This window comes from Pseudonocardia oroxyli (assembly GCF_900102195.1).
GTDB classification, from domain to species: domain Bacteria; phylum Actinomycetota; class Actinomycetes; order Mycobacteriales; family Pseudonocardiaceae; genus Pseudonocardia; species Pseudonocardia oroxyli.
Genome location: NZ_FNBE01000007.1, coordinates 1 through 16,369, shown reverse-complemented (window position 1 = coordinate 16,369; position 16,369 = coordinate 1). Strand labels below are relative to the sequence as shown.

The following is a 16,369-nucleotide window of genomic DNA, read 5'->3' as shown; positions in this document are numbered from 1 at the left end:
GGCCCGGTGCAGGTGGGTGCGGCGGACGGCGGGGCCACTCAGGTCACCGGTCCGGTGCAGGTCGGTGCGGGCCACGACGGCGGCACGCAGGTCACCGGCCCGGTGCAGGTCGGGGACCACGACGGCGGGGCCACGCAGGTTACCGGCCCGGTCCAGGTCGAGGCGGCCGACGGCGGCCCGACCCAGGTCACCGGTCCCGTCCAGGTCGAGCCCGCGGGCGGCGGGGCCACCCAGGTCACCGGCCCCACGCAGGTCGACCACGGGGACGCCTTCGCCAACGACGTCCCGGCCGCGGCCGCCCCGGCGGACCACGGGGACGCCTTCGCCCAGGACGTCCCGGCCCCGGCGGCGCACTTCGCCGCCCCGGCCCACGAGGAGCACGCGACGGAGCACTTCGCCGCCCCGGCCCCCGTGACGCACGACGAGCCCGCCCCCGAGCCGGTCCACACGGTCCAGCACGAGAGCGCACCCGAGCCGCAGCACGAGTCCTTCGCGGCGCCCACCTCGCACGAGAGCGACAGCTCCTCCTACGAGGCGAGCCACCACGAGGCGGCGGCCGAGTCCGAGTCCCACGACGCGGGCCACCACGACGCCGGGCACGACTCGCACGACGGCTGACCGGTACGGCAGAGCAAGACACGGCACGGCACGGCACGGCACGGCGCGGCACGGCGCGGTACCTCAGCCGCCCCAGAGCGGCTGAGGTACCGCGCTGCAGGACCCGGAGCCCGGCGACACCCGTCGCCGGGCCTCCGGTCGTCAGGACCACACACGACGGGCGGGGACACGATGGCAGGGCAGCTGGAGGGCAGGCGGGCGCAGGCCGCGTCGACCCTCGACCTCGCGATCAAGGGCGCGACGGTCTACCAACGCGAGGACCTCACCCGGCGGCTGACGGCGGCGAAGGACATGCTGTCGACGCCCTCGGTGATGGTGTACGTGGTGGGGGAGTTCAAGCAGGGCAAGAGCTCCCTGATCAACGCCCTGCTCACCGCCCAGGTCTGTCCGGTGGACGACGACATCGCGACGGCCGTCCCGACCGTCGTCAAGTACGCGGCGGAGCCCACGGCCACCGCGACCTACGTGCGGGACCAGGACACCCGGGTCGAGCAGATCCCGTACGAGGCCGCGGCCGGGTACGCGGCGGAGGGCGACCCGCGCGGCGCCGAGGCCCGCGCGCGGGGCCTGCACGCCGTGCAGATCGGGATCCAGCGCAGGCTCCTGCAGGACGGGCTCGTGCTCGTCGACACCCCGGGCGTCGGGGGGCTGGGGTCGGTGCACAGCACGGTGACGGTGGGGGCGCTGCCGCAGGCCCACGCCGTCGTCTTCTGCTCCGACGCCTCGCAGGAGCTCACCGCCGCGGAGATCAAGTTCCTCAAGACGGCCCAGGAGCTCTGCCCCACGATCATCTTCGCGCTGACCAAGACGGACCTGCACCTGGAGTGGCGGCGGATCCTGCAGCTGGACCTCGCCCACCTCGAGCGGGCGGGGGTGGCGGTGGAGCCGATCGCGCTGTCGTCGGAGCTGCGGCTGCAGGCCGCCAAGCGGGTGGACCAGGCGATGAACGCCGAGTCCGGGTTCCCGGCGCTCGTCGCGCGGCTGACGGAGGTGGTGGCGGACTCGGAGCAGGTCACGCTGCGGGCCGTGGGGAACCACGTCTACTCCGTGGTGGACCAGCTCGAGCAGACCGTGCGGGCGCGGCAGAGCGCCCTGGTGCACCCCGAGCGCACGGCGCAGCTCACCCGCGACCTCACCGACACCCGCGAGCGCCTCGAGCGGCTCAAGGCCCGCAGCGCGCGCTGGCAGACCCTGCTCTACGACGGGCTGGCGGACGTCAGCTCCGACATCGACCACGACCTGCGCATCCGGGCCCGCGGGGTGCTGATGGACGCCGAGAACGCCATCGACGAGGGCGACCCGGCGAAGAACTTCGAGGAGTTCGCGTCCTGGCTGCGCCAGCGGCTCGCGGGCGAGACGATGGAGAACTACGCCGAGCTGATCCGGGCGACCAAGGACGTCGCGGAGCGGGTGGCCGAGCACTTCGAGCTGGAGGAGTCGGCGATCGTGGTGCCGCTGCGGGTGGAGGCGCCGGTGGCCAAGGTGGACTCGCTGGAGTTCGACACCGGCTTCGCGGTGGCCTCGAAGAAGTCGGCCACGGCCATGGCGGGGCTCCAGAAGTCCTACGGCGGCCTGATGATGTTCACCATGCTCACCCACATCGCGATGCTCGCCATCCCGCTGCCCATCGGGATCGCCGCGGCCGCGCTGATGGGCCGCAGCGGCATGAAGGACGACCGCAAGCGCCAGCTCGAGCAGCGCCGCCAGAAGGCGAAGCTCGCGGTGCGGCGCTACGTCGACGAGTTCAACATCCACGTGGGGAAGGACTCGCGGGACGTGATCCGGCGGATCCAGCGCGAGTTGCGCGACGGCTACACCGAGCGGCTCGACGAGCTGCTGCGCTCGCTCGCCGAGGCCCTCAAGGAGGCCGAGCGGGCCGTGCAGAGCGAACAGACCGAGAAGCAGCAGCTGGAGCGGATCGAGTCGGACCTGAAGTCCCTCGCCATGCTGCGCGGGCAGGCCGACGGGCTGATGAGCGGTCCGCGGGCGGCCGCCGCATGAGCACCCTGCTCCGGCGGACCCGCGAGCTCGTCGGGGAGGCGGCCGCGCTCGCGGCGGGCACCCGGATCGAGCCGATGATCACCGCCGTGGCGGCGCGGATCGACGAGCCGCTGCGCGTCGCCATCGCGGGGCGGGTGAAGGCGGGCAAGTCGACGCTGCTCAACGCGCTCGTCGGGCAGGACCTCGCCGCGACGGACGCGGGGGAGTGCACCCGGATCGTCACCTGGTTCCGGCACGGGCCCTCCTACCGGGTGATGCTGTTCCCCACCCAGGGCCCGCCCGCCCAGCTCCCCTTCCCGCAGTCCGGGTCGCTGGCCTCGATCGACCTCGCGGGGCACACCCCGGACCTGGTGTCGCGGATGGTGGTGGACTGGCCGTCGCGCAGGCTGCAGGCCATGACGCTGATCGACACCCCCGGCATGGGCTCGATCAACGACGAGATCTCCGCGCGCTCGCGCGTGCTGCTCACGCCGGAGGGGCCGACGGGCTCCGGCGCCGACGCCGTCGTGTACCTGATGCGGCACATGCACGCGGACGACGTCTCGTTCCTGGAGGCCTTCCACGAGACCGAGGGCCAGGGCAGGCCGGTCAACACGGTCGGGGTGCTCGCCCGGGCGGACGAGGTGGGGCACGCCCGGACGGACGCCCTGGACAGCGCCGCGCGGATCGCCGCGCGGTACGCCGCCGACCCGCGGGTGCGGCGGCTCTGCCACACCGTCGTGCCGGTGGCCGGGCTGCTGGCCGCCTGCGGCGCGACGCTGCGGCAGGCCGAGTACGCCGCCCTCGTCGCGCTCGCGGCGCTGCCCGCGGAGACGCGCGAGGGGCTGCTGCTCACCACGGACCGGTTCATCTCGGCCGAGGTGGGGGTCGACCCGGCCACGCGGCTGGAGCTGGCCCGCAGGCTGGGGCTGTTCGGGATCCGCAGCTCCCTGGAGCTCATCGCGTCGGGCGAGGCCGCGGACGCCTCCGCACTGGCCGCGCATCTGCAGCGCCTGTCCGGGATCACCGGCCTGCACGAGCTGCTGACCACGCGGTTCGCCGCGCGGGCGGACGTGCTGAAGGCGCGGACCGCGATCCTCGCGCTGGAGGCGCTCTTCGCGGGCTCACCCCCGCCACCGGACCTGCAGCGCCGCTTCGACGCCCTGGTCGCGGGCGCCCACGAGCTCACCGAGCTGCGCCTGATCGACGCACTGCGCGAGGACCCCACCCTCCTGCCGGGGGACGACGGCTCCGCCGAACGCCTGCTCGGCTCCTACGGCGCCGACCCCCGCACCCGGTTGGGGCTGGGGGAGCTCGCGGACCTCGGCCAGGTCCGTCAGAGCGCCCTGACCACGCTCGCGCGCTGGCAACGCGAGGCCGAGGACCCGCTCGCCACCCGCGCCACCGCCACGGCCGCCCGGATCCTGGTGCGCACCTGCGAGGGCATGCTCGTCTGAGGGTGTGCCGGTGCGGGGCCGCCGCTGGAGACTGCACGTGTCGTGCTCTGAGCGCTGCATGGTCACGGTTTGCGTGCGCTCAGTGCTGTCGGAGGAGCACTGAGCGCACGAAACGTGCGACCGCGAGCAGGCGTACGCGCGGCCTTCACGCGTGGTCGAAGGCGCCTGCGTCGTGGTGGTCGTGGTCGTGGGACTCCGGGGCCTCGAAGGACTGGTCGTGGAGGTCCTGCTCGTGGGACTCCGCGGCGGTCGGTTCCGGGACGGTGTGCGCGGGGGTGTGCGTCTCGACCGGCGCGGCCGGTTCCTGCGCGGACGCCGGGGCAGCCTGCGCGTGCACCGGTTCGACGGGGGCGAAGTGTTCGACGGGCGCCTCGGACCCGCCGAAGTGGTCCGCCGGATCCGACGCCGACCCCGACGCCGAACCGGGAGCCGACGCCGGAGCCGCGGCCGGCTCCGCCGCCGACCCCGACGCCGGAGCCGGGTCCGGGGTCGGGGCCTGGCCGGTGGACGCCGCCTGCGGTGCGGGCGCGGTCGCCGGAGGGATCGGCGGCCCTTCGGTGAGGGTGGGGTCGTCCGGCGCTGCGGCACCGTGCGTGCCTGCGACCGGGGCGGTGGTGTCCGAGCCGTGGCCCTCCGCGCCTCCCGCGGGGTCGCCGTGACCGCCGGTGTCCGCTCCGTGCGCGGTGCCTGCCGGGGGCTCACCCGTGGTCGGCGGGGTGGTCTGGCTGAAGGCGGTCGGGGTGGTGGCCTCGCCCGTGGGACCGGGGTGGGCGGGGCCGGGCTCGTTCAGCACGATCGGGACCATCGAGCCCGCGGCGATCCCCGTCGTCGCGAGCAGGGTGTGGTCCATGACCCCGGAGGTCGAGGCCGCGGCCACCGGTGCCGCGGCGCCCGCCCCGGCCGCGCCCGCCCCCGCCGCCCCGGCCGGGGCCGCCGCGCCCGGGGACGGAGCCGCGCCCGGGGACGGAGCCGCGCCCGGGGACGGAGCCGCGCCCGGGGACGGAGCCGCGCCCGGGGACGGAGCCGCGCCCGGGGACGGAGCCGCACTCGGCCCCGGGACCTGCACGGACGTGGAGCCCGGTCCGCCGGCCTGGCCCTGGACCGTGGTCCCGCCCGGGGAGTTCGAGGCCTGGACCTGGGTGGAGTGGGCCCCGCCCTGCTGGGCCTGGGTGCTCGTGCCGCCCGCCGTCGCCGAGACCTGGGTCTGGTGGGAGTCGGCGCCGCCCCGCTGTCCTTGCGTCGTGACCCCGCCCGCGGTGTCGGACACCTGCGTCTGCGTGGACCCCGCCCCGGCGTTCTGACCCTGGGTGGTGATCCCGCCCCCGGTCGAGGAGGCCTGGGTCTGGGTGGAGCCGGCGCCCGCGCCCTGGCCCTGCGTGGTGATCCCGCCCTCGGTGGCGGAGGTCTGGGTCTGGGTCGAGCCCGCCCCGGCGCCCTGGCCCTGGGTGGTGATGCCGCCCTCGGCGCTGGAGGCCTGGGTCTGGGTGGAGCCCGCGCCCGCGCCCTGGCCCTGCGTGACGATCCCACCCTCGGACGTGCCGGTCTGGGTCTGCATCGACCCGCCACCGGCGCCCTGTGCCTGGGTGATGATCCCGCCGTGATCCGAGGTGCCCGCCTGGGTCTGCGTGGACCCCGCCCCGGCGCCCTGCGCCTGGGTGATCACCGCGTCCGCGCTGTCCGCCGCCTGGCTCTGGTCGGACATGCCCTCCGCGGTCTGGATCTGGAGGACGCCGACGCCGCTGACCCCGTCCGCCACCGCGGACTGGTCCTGGGTGGCGTCGAGCTGGGCGTCCGCGCCGACGTGCGGGTCGTCGATCACCGCGACGTGCTCGTCCTGGACGAGGGTCGCGTCGAAGTGCCCGTCCGTGTCCGGCACCAGGTCGACGGTCGTGTGGGCGTCGGTGTGCACGGCGTAGGAGCCGTCCGGGTTCTCCGAGACGACGACCGTGGCCACGTGGTGGACCACGACGTCCTGCCCCGAGTCCGGGTCGATCATCGCGACGCCGTGGTCCGTCGCCACGAAGGTGTGCCCCTCGTACTGCACGACGATCCGGGTGAACGTCTCGACGACGAGGTTCCCGTTCTCGTCCGCGCGGATCACCGACTGCTGGAACTGCTGCACGACGATGTCGACCGTGTCCCGGCCCGCGTCCCCACCGGACCCCCCGCCGGACTCGTGGGAGGAGTAGCTCGAGCTCTGCGTCGCGGTGACAGAGCCGTCCGGCCCCGCCTCCACCGAGCTCGACACGCTGTCCGGGGTGATCCCCTCCGACCCGCTGACCTGGTGCACCGTGACCGAGTCGGGCCCGGCGGCGGCGCCGTGATCGGCGTGCGGGCCTGCTGCCGAGGTGTCCGGCGAGGACGGTCCGGACGGGCCCGCGGCGCCCGACGCCGACGTCGTCGCGACGGTGACGGGATCGGGTGCCGCCTGCGCGCCCCCGGCGGCCGCCGCCCCGCCGAACGCCGTGCCCGCGGCGAACCCGCTGGCCAGCGCCGACCAGGTCAGCACGGGCACCGCCCGGCCCCCGGAGGCGGCCTCCTTGACCGCCCGCACGGCGCGCACGGCCCGCACGGCCAGGTCGATCTGCTCGGACTCCCTCATGCCCTCACGGTCCCCCGACGAGGGGCCAGGGTCATGAGTAGGCACTACTCACCCTCGAGGCTGAAGACGGCCAGGGAGTTCCCGTCGCTGCTCACCACGTAACCGCGGGCGCCGTCCGGATCGACGGCCATGCCGTTGGGCGCCGGGGCGTCCACGGAGAAGGTGCGGCTCACGGCGTTCGTCCCGGTGTCGACCACGGAGACCGTGCCGTCTCCCTGGTTGACCACGTACGCGCGGGCGCCGTCCGGGGACAGCGCGACGTAGGAGGGCCGGGCCCCGACGGTGACGGACTGCGCGACGGTCGGGTTCGCGGCGTCGTGCACGTCGACGACCTTGAGGGAGGCGCTGTCGTAGCTGGTCACGTAGGCACGGGTGCCGTCCGCGCCGATCTTCACGCAGCCGGGGTTCGGCCCGACCTCGACGGTCCCGACGACGGCCTTGCGCTGCAGGTCCACCACGGCCAGCGAACCGTTGCCCGCACCCGTGACGTAGGCGTGCGCGCCGTCTCCGGACACGGCGACGGCGAACGGCCCGCCCGGCACCCGGATGGTGCCGGTGACCGTGTTCGTGGCCGCGTCCACCACGGACAGCGAGTTCGAGTCCCGGTTCGCCACGTAGACCGTGCGGCCGTCCGCGGACACCGCGATCCCGACCGGGCTCTTGCCCACCGGCACGGTCGCCGCGACGGTGTTGCTCGCGATGTCGATCACCGCGAGCTGCCCGGTGGTGATGCTGGTGACGTAGGCGTGCCGGTCGTCCGGGGCGACGGCGACCAGCACCGGGCCTGCCCCGACCGGGATCGTCGCGGTGACCGAGTTCGAGCCCAGGTCGACGACCGAGACGTCGTTCGAGCCGTTGTTGGTGGTGTAGGCGTGGCCGCCGTCGTGGGTGACGGCGACCCGGCCGGGGTTCTTGCCGATCGGCACGCTCGCGACGGGGGCGCCGAAGGCGAGCGGCGCCTCGGTGGGCGGCGACGCGGTCTCGGAGGTGGTCGGGGCGGCCGCGGTGCCGCCGCCACCGCCGCCCAGGAAGCGGACCCCGGCGTAGGCACCGCCGCCGACGACCGCGGCGACCACCACCGCGATCACCACGGGCTTGACCCAGCGCCGCTGCTCGGTGCGCTTGAGCTCGGGCGGGCGGTCACCGGCGCCGAACCGGCGGTCCGGGGCGCCGCCGGTCGGCGGCGTCGGCGCGAACATCCGGGTGTTCGGTTCGTGGTCCGGCGCGCGGCCGTGGCCGTTCTGTCCGGACGCGGGCGGGTACGGGGTGTTCGCCCGCCCGGCGGGCTGCAGCGCGGGCCGGTACGAGGGGTCGGAGCGGGCCGGGTCCGGGCGGCCACCCGGCCCGGGCCGCATCGGACCGGCGGGGGCGGGCCGGTCGTGGCCGGGCCGCGCGGTCGGGGCGGCGGTGGGGGCGGGCACGGCGGGGGTGACGATCCGTGCGGTCGCGCCGGTCCCCGTGCCCAGTGCCGCCGCGGCGCCGACGGGTGTGGCCCCACTCGTCGGAGCGGTGGGGACCTGCGCCCGCGGACCGGGCCCCGCGGACACGGGCGCCGACAATGCCGCCGCCCCCAGTGCCACCGCGAACTCGGGGTCGGTGTCCACCGCGATCGGCGCCTTGAACTCCGCCGACACCATGCGCGCGACCAGCGGGATCTTCGAAGAACCGCCGACCAGCAGCACCGCGGTCAGGTCCTCCGCCTCGACCGAGGCGGACCGCAGCGCGCTGCGCAGCGCCGTCATGGTGTCGGCGAGGACGGGCCGGACCATGTCCTCGAACTCGCCGCGGGTGACCCGGATGTGGGTGTGCGCGCTCGGGAGCAGGACCGGCACCGTGACGTCGGTGTCGACCGACAGGGCCTCCTTGGCGTGCACGCACTCCTGCCGCAGCCGGTACAGCGTGGCGCGGTCCGCCCCGAGCAGTGCGTCCTCGCCGAGGGACTCCCGGACGTGGGCGAACACGGCCTGGTCGAAGTCGATCCCGCCCAGTCCCTGAATGCCCTGCGGCGTGCCGAGGATCTCGAAGCCCGACGCGGTCCGGCGCAGGACGGTCGCGTCGAAGGTGCCGCCGCCGAGGTCGTAGACCGCGACGGTGGCACCGGCCGCGAGCCGCTCGTTCGCCGCGTAGGTCGCGGCCGCCGCCTCGGGTTCGGTGACCATCCGGACCGGACCCACCTCGGCCAGCTGCGGGACCTGGGAGAAGATCTCCTTCTGGTAGGTGTTCCAGCTCGCCGGGTGGGTCAGCGTGACCTGCTCCGGCGGCGCCCCCTCGGCCGCCCCGACCCGGCCGACCACGGCCCGCAGCAGGTGGGCCAGCAGCGCGGGCACCGGCATCGGGGACCCGCCGACGATCATCGGCACCGGGTCGCCCAGCTTGCGTTTGAACTCCCGCGCCACCCGCTCGGGTTCCACCGACGCCCGCCGCTCGGCCGCGGACCCGGTCAGCACCGCCCCGTCCTGGCGGATCATGACGACCGACGGCGCGACGTCCGAGCGGTCCCCGAGTCGAAAGCGCTCGACCCGGTCACCCCGGCGGACGGCCGCAGCCGTGAAGGTCGTACCGAGGTCGACACCGAGGCCGTACGTCATGCTCGCCGCGCTCCTTGTCGGGAAGGGGCCGCAGAGCTCACGGACGTACGAACCGACCCCGAGGTCCGCACGCATCCTCCCAGCGAGCGACGCCCGTCCTCAAGGTGCTCTCTCCCCACGGAGCCGCGGCGTTAACAGCTGCGGCGAACCGTACGAGTACCCGCCGGGACCGGAGGGGGTGGCGGATGCGGCAGGAATGGCCTCTGGTCGGCCGGTCCGCGGAGCTGGACTTCGCCCGGCGGACGCTGGCCACGCCGTCGTTGTCCGGTCTGGTGCTGGCCGGTCGCGCGGGCGTCGGGCGGACCCGGCTGCTGCGCGAGATCCTCGGCGCCGCCACGGCCGCCGGGGACGCCACCGCCGTCGAGGTCCGCGCCACCGCGCCCGGCATCCCGTTCGGCGCCCTCGCCCACCTGCTCCCGGACCTCGAGCGCGGTCCGGACGACGCGGCCACCCTGCGCGCCTGCGCCGCCGCGCTGCGTGCCCACGCGGGTGGCACGCGCCTGGTCCTGGGTATCGACGACGCGACCGGGCTCGACCCCGCCAGCGCCACCCTCGTCGCCCACCTCTGCCACACGCGGCAGGCCTTCGCGGTGCTGACCGTGCAGGTCGGCGTCCCGGTGCCGGACGCCGTGTTCGGGCTCTGGAAGGACGGTCTCGCCGAGCGGCTGGACCTCTCCGAGCTGGACCGCGCCCGCTCGGACGAGCTGGTGGCCGCGCTGCTCGGCGGACCGGTCGAGGGCGCGGTGCTGCAGGAGCTCTGGGAGCTGGCCCAGGGCACCCCGCTGTTCCTCCGGGAGCTGGCCGCCGCCGGGACCACGGCGGGCACGCTGACCTGCGAGGACGGGGTGTGGCGGAGCGCGGGCCCGCTGGCCCCGGGGCCGCGGCTGCTCGAGCTCGTCGAGTCGCGGATCGGCGCGGTCACCGAGGACGAGAGCACCCTCCTCGAGCTGCTCGCACACGGCGCCCCGCTGGGCAGCGAGATCCTCCTGGAGATGGGGGCCGAGCGGGTGCTGGCCCGCACCGAGCGCCGCGGGCTGGTCGTCTCGGCGCTGTCGGGCAGGCGGCTCGACGTCGACCTCGTCCACCCGCTGCTCGCCGAGGTGATCCGGCGGCGCACCACCCCGCTGCGCGCCCGGCGCACCCACCGGATCCTCGTCCAGGCGATCGAGAAGACCGGGGCGAAGCGCGCCGCGGACGGCCCACGGCTGGTGGGCTGGCGGCTCGCGAGCGGCACCCCGGTGGACGCGGACGCGGTGCTCGCCGCCGCCGAGGGCAGCCTCGACCTGCGCGCCGCCGAACGGCTGGCGCGGGCCGCGGTCGCCGCGAGCGACGGCCCGCGGGCCCGGGTGCTGCTCGCCGACCTGCTGCTCGCCACGGGTCGCGCCGCGGAGGCCGAGGCCGTGCTGGTCCCGGTGGCGGACGCGGCGGCGGAGCGGCTCGCGCTGGCCCGGGCCACCGCGCGGAGCTGGTTGGGCCTGCCGCCGGACGAGGTGGGTCCCGTCCGGGCGGCCCTGCTGCTGGCCGCGGGCCGCTGCACCGACGCGCTCGCCGAGCTGGCCCCCCTCGCCCCGACCGTGGAGGTGCTGGCCGTGCGGGCCCTGGCCGAGTGCGCGGCCGCCCGCTACACCGACGCCCTGGCCACCGCCGAACAGGGCCTGGCCGGGGAGCCGGGCTGGTGGACCCCCGCGCTGCAGTCCGCCGAGCTCGGCGCGCACACCCTCACCGGCAGGCTCGACGAGGCCGAGGCACTCGCCGTCGCGGGCTACGCCGAGGCGCTGGCCCGGCACTGGCCCGTCGCATCCGCGGTGCATGCGGGCTGGCTCGGGCGGATCGCGCTCCTGCGCGGCCGGGTCCGCACCGCGCGGCGGTGGCTGCGCGAGGCCGCGGCCGTGCCGACGGCGCCCTTCCCGCCGGTGTCGGGCCTGCGCGAGGAGCTCGCGATCGCGATGGGGCTGACCGGCGACGGGGAGGCCGCCGAGGCGCTGCTCACCGGCGTCGACACCCTCGACGCCCCCACGCCGTGGCCGCTCGTCGCGCAGGCCTGGTTGGCCGCGATCCGCGGGGAGACCTCACTGGCCGAGCGGCTCGTGGGCGAGGCGGTCGGGCTGGCCCGCGGCGGCGGCGCGCGCTACGCGGAGCTGACCGCGCTGCACGCGGGCGTCCGGCTCGGGGTGAGCGCCCCGGCCGGGCGGCCCGCCGACCTGCAGGGCGAGCTCGCCGCCGTGCAGCTCGCCCACCTCGCGGCCGCGGACGGCGCCGCGCTCGACGCGGTGGCCGAGCGGTTCGCCACCCTCGGTCTCCCGTTGCTGGCGGCCGAGGCCGCGGCGCAGGCGGTGCGGGACTACGAGACCGCGGGGCGCACTGGGAGCCGGCAGGCCGCCGCGAAGCGGGCCACGGCGTGGGCGCGGGAGTGCGAGGAGGTCCGCACCCCCGCGCTGCTCGCGCTCAAGGCCCCGACCGAGCTGACCCGCCGGGAGCTGGAGATCGCGCGGCTGGCGGCCACCGGCATGTCCAGCAAGGCGATCGCCGCGCGGCTCGTCGTCTCCGTCCGCACGGTGGACAACGTGCTGCACAGCGTCTACGCGAAGCTGGGCGTGAAGGGCCGCGCGGACCTGGCAGAGGCCGTCACCTGACCACGCATTATGGAACCGTAATGTCCGTTTCGGGCCTCGAAAACGACATCATGGTTCCATAATGCGGTGCGGGGTGGTGCCTCAGGCGGCGCGGAACTCCGCCGGGCGCTCCTTCGGGGCCTCCTGCAGGGCCCGCACGGTCTTCTCGACGTCGTAGTCCTTGCCGTACACCGGGGTGCCGGGCTGCTGACGCCACGACTCGGCCAACGTGCCGCCGTCGACCGGGTCGAAGCCCAGCTCGTCCACCAGCGCGAACACGGTCTCCTGGAACGGGCCCGGGTCACCGGCGATCGGCAGGGCGATCCGGCCCGGCGTGCCCTTCGGCACGCCCTTCTCCAGCAGGTGCTTCCAGTAGATGCCGTTGAAGACCTTGTAGACCGAGTCGGTGCCGAGCAGACCCGCGACCCACACGCTCTCCGGCGTGCCGTCCTCGATCTCCTGGATCAGCCCGTCCCGCTGCTGCGGGTAGTAGTTGTTGGTCTCGATGACCGGCACCCCGGTCGGGACCGTGCCGGACGCCAGGTTCGGGGTGTTCTTCTGCGGGATCGAGACGATCACGAGCTCCGCGTCCGCGGCGGCGTCCTTCGCCCACACCGCCTGCGCCCCGGTCTCGGTGACGTGGGCCGCCACCGTCTCGGGGGCCCGGGAGTTGGCGACCCGCACCTCGTGCCCGAGCTCCGCGAGCCGCCGGGCGAGCGTGCCACCGATGTTGCCTGCGCCGATGATGCCGATCCTCATGTGGGCGCCAACCCCGCGGTGCGACGGCGGATTCCGAGCATGACGTGCGTCACATCACGCCGGGGTAGGCGCCCCCGTCCAGGAGCAGGCTCTGCCCGGTGATGAACCCGGCGTGCACCGAGCACAGGAACGCGCAGGTGGCGCCGAACTCGGCCGCGGTGCCGAAGCGGCGGGCCGGGATGCCCGCCGCGGCTCGCCGCGCCGCCTCCTCGGGGGTGATGCCCTGGGCGCGCGCCGCGTTCGCCTGCGCGGCGCGGAGCCGGTCGGTGTCGAAGGGGCCGGGCAGCAGGAAGTTGATCGTCACGCCGCTGTGCGCGACGGATCGCGCGACGCCGGCGAGGAACCCGGTGAGCCCGGCCCGCGCCCCGCTGGACAGGTCCAGCCCGGCGATCGGCGCCTTCACCGAGCCCGACGTGATGTTGACGATCCGCCCGAAGCCGCGCTCCATCATGCCGTCCACGACCGCCTGGACCAGGGCGATCGGCGCGGCCATGTTCGCCTCGACGCCCTCGATCAGGGCCTCGTGGTCGACCTCGCGGAAGTCCCGGAAGGGCGGCCCGCCGTTGTTGTTGACCAGGATGTCCACGGCAGGCACCGCCGCGAGCAGGGCGGCGCGCCCCTCGGGCGTCCCGACGTCCGCGCCCACCGGCACGGTCCGGCCGTCGATCTCGGCGGCCGCGCGCTCGGCCGCCTCCTGGGTCCGCCCGTTGACGACGACGGTGCACCCGGCCGCGGCCAGCGCCTCGGCGCAGCCCCGACCGAGCCCGCGGGTGGAGGCGCAGACGACCGCCGTGCGGCCCGCGATCCCGAGGTCCATCAGACCGGCCTGCGGCGCGGGGTGGAGCGGGCGACGAGACCCGCGTCCCGCTCGACGGAGTCCCCGAGCGCGGCGTCGATCGCCTTCATCGCGTCCTCGGGGATGCGCACGCCCGCCGCCTTCACGTTCTCGGCCACCTGCTCGGGCCGCGAGGCGCCGACCAGCGCCGCGGCGACGTCGGCGTTCTGCAGCACCCACGCCACGGCGAGCTGGGCCATGGTCAGGCCCAGGTCGCCCGCGATCGGGGCGAGGGCCTGGACCCGGGTGAGGGTCTCGTCGTTCAGGAAGCGGGCGATCGCCTGCGCCCCACCGGACTCGTCCGTGGCGCGGGAGCCCGGCGGCGGCGCCTCGCCGGGCTTGTACTTGCCCGTGAGCACGCCCTGCGCGATCGGCGACCACACGATCTGGCCGAGCCCCAGCTCCTCGCAGGTCGGCACGACCTCGGGCTCGATGATCCGGTGCAGCATCGAGTACTGCGGCTGGCTGGACACCAGCGAGACGCTCAGGGACACCGCGAGCCCGTGCGCCGCGCGGATCTGCTCGGCGCTCCACTCGCTCACCCCGATGTAGAGCGCCTTGCCCGCCCGCACGACGTCGGCGAACGCCTGCATCGTCTCCTCGAGCGGGGTGTACACGTCGTAGCGGTGGGCCTGGTAGAGGTCCACGTAGTCGGTCCCGAGCCGGCGCAGGCTGGCGTCGATCCCCTCGAGGATGTGCTTGCGGGACAGGCCCTGGTCGTTCTTGCCGCGCGGCCCGACGGGCCAGTAGACCTTCGTGAAGATCTCGAGCGACTCGCGCCGCTCGCCCTTGAGTGCCGCGCCGAGGACCTCCTCGGCCTTGCCGTTCGCGTAGACGTCCGCGGTGTCGAAGGTCGTGATCCCGTGGTCGAGGGCGGCGCGCACGCACTGCGTGGCGACGTCGTTCTCGACCTGCGAGCCGTGGGTGAGCCAGTTGCCGTAGGTGATCGCCGAGATCTGCATCCCGGAGCGGCCCAGATAGCGGAACTCCATGCGGCTCTTTCTAGCCGCTGAGCTCTCCCAGGGCCACGAACCGCACGGCGGCGTGCTGGGCGCGGCGGGCGGCGGCGACCGTCATCCGCTCCGCGACGACGACGGCGGCGGACCGCTTGCCGAGCCCGTCCCGCCGCGCGATCAGGGACTCCATGGTGTCGGCACCGACGTCCGGCACCACCTCGACGAGCGTGAACCGCCTGCCGTGCACGAAGACGACGCCGGTGTCGTGCTCGCTGTGCACGTGCGCGTCGGCGGGGAGCCCCGCGAGCGTCGGGTCCACGGTGATCCTGCGGCGCGCGGCGGCGGCGACGGTCTCGACCCCGGGCCGGACGCGGGGGAGGCGCTCGGTCGGCGCGCCGGCGTCCGACGGGGTCGCCACCGGGTGGGTCGTCATCGTGGTACCTCCAGGCCTCACCTCTGGACATCGGCCCGGCCGACGGAGACGTTAGCCCGATCAGCCCATCGGACGAGCGTGCTCACCCAGGGTGTCCGACTGCGTGGCGGCGATCACCCCGGTGAGGACCTCGCGCAGCCGTTCGAGCTCCGCCAGTGGCATCCCGAGGCGCTCGACGATCGCCGGGGGGATCCGCTCGGCCTCGGCCCGGAGCGCCCGCCCGGCGTCGGTCAGGGTGATCGCGAGCATGCGCTCGTTCGTCGGGACCCGGTCGCGGCGCACGAGCCCGGCCGACTCCAGGCGCTTGAGCAGCGGGGACAGCGTGCCGGGATCCAGCGCCAGTGCGCGGCTGAGCTCGGTGACCGACTGCGGCGAGCGTTCCCAGAGGGCGAGCATGACCAGGTACTGGGGGTGGGTGAGGCCCATCGGCTCGAGCAGCGGGCGGTAGAGCGCGATGACCTCCCGCGCGGCCACCGCGAGGGCGAAGCACACCTGCCGGTCGAGACGGAGGAGATCGGCGTCCATGTCGGGTAGCATACTTGGTGTGCAAACTGTTCGTAGGCCAAACCCGATCCGCTGGGTGCTCTACGCCTGGGGCGCCGGGCTGCCCGCCCGGCACCGCGAGTGGGTGCTGTTCGACGTGACCACGCGGACCTGGGTGCTGCGGCACTTCGCCCGCGCGACGGTGCAGCTGGCCCCGTTCGCCGTGCTGCTCTACGTCTTCATCCCGGGCGAGTCCTGGGTGCGGGCGATGGCGGTCCTCGGCGGCCTGCTCATCGGCTACTTCTACTCGTTCGCCTACGTGGCGGAGTCGGCCGAGCACCGGGCCGTCAAGGCCGGGTACCCGCGGGGCACGGCCGCGGGCCTGCGCGCCGAGCGGAACGCCGCGGGCCGGGCGGAGGCCCGGCAGCGCTACGAGGAGCGCTGGCGCGACTGAGCGCTCCGGCCCCGGACACACGTCGTGCGTGGTAAGTGGTGCTCTGGCACCACTTACCACGCACGGGCGGCGGAGCCGCTCAGATCTGGTACGTGCTGTTGATGATCGCGCCCTTGCGGGCGTAGTGGATCAGCGCGTCCTGGACGTCGAGCGGGTGGGTCGGGATGACGCCCTCGATGAGGTCCTCCTCGCGGGCGCCGTGCAGCGACAGACCGAAGCGGCAGCAGTAGACCTTGCCGCCCTCCTGGATGAAGGTCTTGAGGCTGTTGTTGATGTTGTGCTCGCCGGGGAACGCGGAGTTGCCGGTGGTGGGGAACCCGCGGGTGGCCAGGGCGTTGAGCGAGCCGGGGCCGTAGAAGTAGACGGCGGACTCGAAGCCCTTCCGCAGGGCGCGGGTGGCCTGCAGGATGGCCACGAAGCTCACCGAGGACTCGTGGGCGATGCCGTGGACCAGGGTGAAGTACACCTCGCCGTTCTCGGCCTGGTAGTCCGGGAACACCTTCGTGCCGCCGTAGATCGACGAGCCCTCGGGCAGGGACGGGTGGGCGATCTCCTCGAGCGACTGCTTCTCGAGATCGGTCAGGTCTGCCAT

The 16,369-nt window shown here is 74.9% G+C and carries 12 protein-coding genes and 1 pseudogene; 5 read left to right on the top strand and 8 right to left on the bottom strand.

Annotation, left to right across the window (positions count from 1 at the left end):
- From BLS43_RS12080 to BLS43_RS12070, 3 genes and pseudogenes are all read left to right on the top strand, one after another.
- Positions 1–618, top strand: a pseudogene (locus tag BLS43_RS12080) (hypothetical protein); the annotation flags it as partial.
- A 171-nt stretch (positions 619–789) separates the two neighbouring features.
- Positions 790–2,619 carry a dynamin family protein gene (locus BLS43_RS12075; RefSeq protein WP_093082826.1) on the top strand — a complete coding sequence of 610 codons (1,830 nt, stop codon included), beginning with the start codon at positions 790–792 and terminating at the stop codon, positions 2,617–2,619.
- Positions 2,616–4,055 (top strand): dynamin family protein, encoded by a 1,440-nt coding sequence (locus BLS43_RS12070; RefSeq protein ID WP_093082821.1) that lies wholly within the window; start codon positions 2,616–2,618, stop codon positions 4,053–4,055. The genes BLS43_RS12075 and BLS43_RS12070 overlap by 4 nt, the downstream gene beginning before the upstream one ends.
- A gap of 145 nt (positions 4,056–4,200) precedes the next feature.
- Here BLS43_RS12070 and BLS43_RS29945 read toward each other — a convergent pair whose 3' ends face one another.
- Both BLS43_RS29945 and BLS43_RS12060 read right to left on the bottom strand, forming a co-directional pair.
- On the bottom strand, positions 4,201–6,657 hold the full coding sequence (locus BLS43_RS29945) for a hypothetical protein (RefSeq protein ID WP_093082815.1): 2,457 nt from the start codon (positions 6,655–6,657) through the stop codon (positions 4,201–4,203).
- Positions 6,658–6,701: 44 nt separating this feature from the next.
- Positions 6,702–9,245, bottom strand: a complete 2,544-nt coding sequence (locus BLS43_RS12060) for an Hsp70 family protein (protein WP_093082810.1) — start codon at positions 9,243–9,245, stop codon at positions 6,702–6,704.
- Positions 9,246–9,430: 185 nt separating this feature from the next.
- On the opposite strand from BLS43_RS12060, the gene BLS43_RS31660 reads away from it, so the two are divergent.
- A complete protein-coding gene (locus tag BLS43_RS31660; RefSeq protein WP_093082806.1) occupies positions 9,431–11,878 on the top strand; it encodes a helix-turn-helix transcriptional regulator in 2,448 nt (815 codons plus the stop codon).
- An 81-nt stretch (positions 11,879–11,959) separates the two neighbouring features.
- Here BLS43_RS31660 and BLS43_RS12050 read toward each other — a convergent pair whose 3' ends face one another.
- The 5 genes from BLS43_RS12050 to BLS43_RS12030 are packed head-to-tail and all read right to left on the bottom strand — an operon-like array spanning position 11,960 to position 15,365.
- Positions 11,960–12,616: an NADPH-dependent F420 reductase gene (locus BLS43_RS12050; protein ID WP_093082803.1), complete on the bottom strand. Its 657-nt coding sequence runs from the start codon at positions 12,614–12,616 to the stop codon at positions 11,960–11,962.
- A 49-nt stretch (positions 12,617–12,665) separates the two neighbouring features.
- On the bottom strand, positions 12,666–13,433 hold the full coding sequence (locus BLS43_RS12045; RefSeq protein WP_093082800.1) for an SDR family oxidoreductase: 768 nt from the start codon (positions 13,431–13,433) through the stop codon (positions 12,666–12,668).
- Positions 13,433–14,443 carry an aldo/keto reductase family protein gene (locus BLS43_RS12040; RefSeq protein WP_093082797.1) on the bottom strand — a complete coding sequence of 337 codons (1,011 nt, stop codon included), beginning with the start codon at positions 14,441–14,443 and terminating at the stop codon, positions 13,433–13,435. Before BLS43_RS12040 ends, BLS43_RS12045 begins: the two co-directional genes overlap by 1 nt.
- A 10-nt stretch (positions 14,444–14,453) precedes the next feature.
- Positions 14,454–14,840, bottom strand: coding sequence for a hypothetical protein (locus BLS43_RS12035; RefSeq protein ID WP_093082792.1), 387 nt, complete (start codon positions 14,838–14,840; stop codon positions 14,454–14,456).
- A gap of 60 nt (positions 14,841–14,900) precedes the next feature.
- A complete protein-coding gene (locus BLS43_RS12030; protein WP_245707447.1) occupies positions 14,901–15,365 on the bottom strand; it encodes a MarR family winged helix-turn-helix transcriptional regulator in 465 nt (154 codons plus the stop codon).
- Between the two features lie 19 nt (positions 15,366–15,384).
- Between BLS43_RS12030 and BLS43_RS12025 the strand changes: the two genes are divergently transcribed.
- On the top strand, positions 15,385–15,777 hold the full coding sequence (locus BLS43_RS12025; RefSeq protein ID WP_245707446.1) for a DUF5313 family protein: 393 nt from the start codon (positions 15,385–15,387) through the stop codon (positions 15,775–15,777).
- A 79-nt stretch (positions 15,778–15,856) separates the two neighbouring features.
- On the opposite strand, the gene BLS43_RS12020 is transcribed toward BLS43_RS12025, so the two are convergent.
- Positions 15,857–16,369 (bottom strand): MSMEG_0572/Sll0783 family nitrogen starvation response protein (locus BLS43_RS12020; protein ID WP_093076176.1); only part of this gene is annotated, 513 nt, incomplete at its 5' end.

Coding starts and splice junctions, on each gene's coding strand:
- BLS43_RS12030 (WP_245707447.1), bottom strand. CDS start 15,365: ATGGACGCCGATCTCCTCCGTCTCGACCGGCAGGTGTGCTTCGCCCTC.
- BLS43_RS31660 (WP_093082806.1), top strand. CDS start 9,431: ATGCGGCAGGAATGGCCTCTGGTCGGCCGGTCCGCGGAGCTGGACTTC.
- BLS43_RS12045 (WP_093082800.1), bottom strand. CDS start 13,433: ATGGACCTCGGGATCGCGGGCCGCACGGCGGTCGTCTGCGCCTCCACC.
- BLS43_RS12070 (WP_093082821.1), top strand. CDS start 2,616: ATGAGCACCCTGCTCCGGCGGACCCGCGAGCTCGTCGGGGAGGCGGCC.
- BLS43_RS12035 (WP_093082792.1), bottom strand. CDS start 14,840: ATGACGACCCACCCGGTGGCGACCCCGTCGGACGCCGGCGCGCCGACC.
- BLS43_RS29945 (WP_093082815.1), bottom strand. CDS start 6,657: ATGAGGGAGTCCGAGCAGATCGACCTGGCCGTGCGGGCCGTGCGCGCC.
- BLS43_RS12075 (WP_093082826.1), top strand. CDS start 790: ATGGCAGGGCAGCTGGAGGGCAGGCGGGCGCAGGCCGCGTCGACCCTC.
- BLS43_RS12040 (WP_093082797.1), bottom strand. CDS start 14,443: ATGGAGTTCCGCTATCTGGGCCGCTCCGGGATGCAGATCTCGGCGATC.
- BLS43_RS12060 (WP_093082810.1), bottom strand. CDS start 9,245: ATGACGTACGGCCTCGGTGTCGACCTCGGTACGACCTTCACGGCTGCG.
- BLS43_RS12050 (WP_093082803.1), bottom strand. CDS start 12,616: ATGAGGATCGGCATCATCGGCGCAGGCAACATCGGTGGCACGCTCGCC.